The 2,916-nt window shown below is 50.3% G+C and carries 1 rRNA gene; it reads left to right on the plus strand.

Features of this window, described 5'->3' with window-relative positions:
- The first annotated feature begins 4 nt into the window (after positions 1–4).
- A 23S ribosomal RNA gene (locus H9661_RS19270) occupies positions 5–2,912 on the plus strand.
- Positions 2,913–2,916: the final 4 nt, after the last annotated feature.

Here is a 2,916-nt window from a genome sequence, read left to right on the forward strand (position 1 = left end):
GATAGGTCAAGCTACAAAGGGCGCATGGTGAATGCCTTGGCATCAGGAGCCGATGAAGGACGTGATAAGCTGCGATAAGCTTCGGGTAGGCGCACATAGCCAGAGATCCGAAGATTTCCGAATGAGGAAACTCACATGGGAAACCCCATGTATCATATAGTGAATACATAGCTATATGAAGGTAAACCCAGGGAACTGAAACATCTAAGTACCTGGAGGAAGAGAAAGAAAAATCGATTTTCTTAGTAGCGGCGAGCGAAAGGGAAAGAGCCCAAACCAAAGATTTATCTTTGGGGTTGCGGACAGAACATAACGAGAAATTATGATTAATTGAAGACAACTGGAAAGTTGAGCCATAGAGTGTAATAGCCACGTAAGTGAAAATTATAATGATCAAGTTCTGATCCAGAGTACCACGAGACACGTGAAACCTTGTGGGAAGCAGGGAGGACCACCTCCCAAGGCTAAATACTACCTGATGACCGATAGTGAAGCAGTACCGTGAGGGAAAGGTGAAAAGAACCCCGGGAGGGGAGTGAAATAGAACCTGAAACCGTGTGCCTACAACCGATCAAAGCCCCTTATGAGGGTGATGATGTGCTTTTTGTAGAACGAGCCAACGAGTTACGGTATGTAGCAAGGTTAAGTACTTAAGGTACGGAGCCGAAGGGAAACCAAGTCTTAATAGGGCGACTAGTTGCATGCCGTAGACCCGAAACCGGGTGACCTATCCATGGCCAGGTTGAAGCGGGGGTAAAACCCCGTGGAGGACCGAACCACGTTGGTGTTGAAAAACCATGGGATGAGCTGTGGATAGCGGAGAAATTCCAATCGAACTCGGAGATAGCTGGTTCTCCTCGAAATAGCTTTAGGGCTAGCGTCGAATGTGAGTAGTGGAGGTAGAGCACTGAATGGGCTAGGGGGCATAGCGCTTACCGAACCTTATCAAACTCCGAATGCCACATACTATAAGTTCGGCAGTCAGACTACGAAAGATAAGTTCCGTGGTCAAAAGGGAAACAGCCCAGATCGTCAGCTAAGGTCCCAAAGTGTAAGTTAAGTGGAAAAGGATGTGGGATTTCTAAGACAACTAGGATGTTGGCTTAGAAGCAGCCACTCATTTAAAGAGTGCGTAATAGCTCACTAGTCGAGAGATCCTGCGCCGAAGATGTCCGGGGCTCAAACTTACCACCGAAGCTACGGGCTTGCGCGTTTGCGTGAGCGGTAGAGGAGCGTCGTAATCGGGCTGAAGTCGTACCGTAAGGAGCGGTGGACTGATTACGAGTGAGAATGTTGGCATTAGTAGCGAGATGTGGGTGAGAATCCCACAGGCCGAAAACCTAAGGTTTCCTCAGGAAGGTTCGTCCTCTGAGGGTTAGTCGGGACCTAAGCCGAGGCCGAAAGGCGTAGGTGATGGACAATCGGTTGATATTCCGATACCACTATTATCGTTATTATCGATGGTGTGACGGAGAAGGATAGGATGTGCTAACTATTGGATGTTAGTCTAAGCGTTTAGGGAGTTAGGATAGGCAAATCCGTTCTAACAATTCTGAGGCGTGATGGGGAAGGCTCTACGGAGCCGAAGTATCTGATTCCATGCTTCCAAGAAAAGCATCTAGAGAGAGAAGTAGTGCCCGTACCGCAAACCGACACAGGTAGGTGAGGAGAGAATCCTAAGGCCGGCGGAAGAATCACAGTTAAGGAACTAGGCAAATTGACCCCGTAACTTCGGGAGAAGGGGTGCCTGTCGTATGGCAGGCCGCAGAGAATAGGCCCAAGCAACTGTTTAGCAAAAACACAGGTCTCTGCTAAAGCGAAAGCTGATGTATAGGGGCTGACGCCTGCCCGGTGCTGGAAGGTTAAGGGGAACACTTAGCGCAAGCGAAGGTGTGAACTTAAGCCCCAGTAAACGGCGGCCGTAACTATAACGGTCCTAAGGTAGCGAAATTCCTTGTCAGGTAAGTTCTGACCCGCACGAATGGCGTAATGACTTGGGCACTGTCTCAACTGTGAATCCGGCGAAGTTGTAGTGCGAGTGAAGATGCTCGCTACCCGCGATTGGACGGAAAGACCCCGTAGAGCTTTACTGTAGCTTAGCATTGAATTTCGGTATTGTCTGTACAGGATAGGTGGGAGACTGAGAAACCAGAGCGTCAGCTTTGGTGGAGTCGTCCTTGGGATACCACCCTGATAGTACTGAGGTTCTAACTGGATGCCATGAAACTGGTGACAGGACATTGTTAGGTGGGCAGTTTGACTGGGGCGGTCGCCTCCTAAAAAGTAACGGAGGCGCCCAAAGGTTCCCTCAGAACGGTCGGAAATCGTTCGTAGAGTGCAAAGGCAGAAGGGAGCCTGACTGCGAGACCTACAAGTCGAGCAGGGACGAAAGTCGGGCTTAGTGATCCGGTGGTACCTCGTGGGAGGGCCATCGCTCAACGGATAAAAGCTACCTCGGGGATAACAGGCTGATCTCCCCCAAGAGTCCACATCGACGGGGAGGTTTGGCACCTCGATGTCGGCTCGTCGCATCCTGGGGCTGAAGTAGGTCCCAAGGGTTGGGCTGTTCGCCCATTAAAGCGGCACGCGAGCTGGGTTCAGAACGTCGTGAGACAGTTCGGTCCCTATCCGTCGCGGGCGCAGGAAATTTGAGAGGAGCTGTCCTTAGTACGAGAGGACCGGGATGGACTGACCTCTGGTGTACCAGTTGTTCTGCCAAGAGCATAGCTGGGTAGCTAAGTCGGGAAGGGATAAACGCTGAAAGCATCTAAGCGTGAAGCCCACCTCAAGATGAGATTTCCCATAGCGTAAGCTAGTAAGACCCCTTGAAGAACACAAGGTTGATAGGTCAGAGGTGTAAGTGTGGTAACATATTTAGCTGACTGATACTAATAGGTCGAGGGCTTGACCAAATAA

The sequence above is a fragment of the Clostridium cibarium genome, from assembly GCF_014836335.1.
GTDB lineage: Bacteria > Bacillota > Clostridia > Clostridiales > Clostridiaceae > Clostridium > Clostridium cibarium.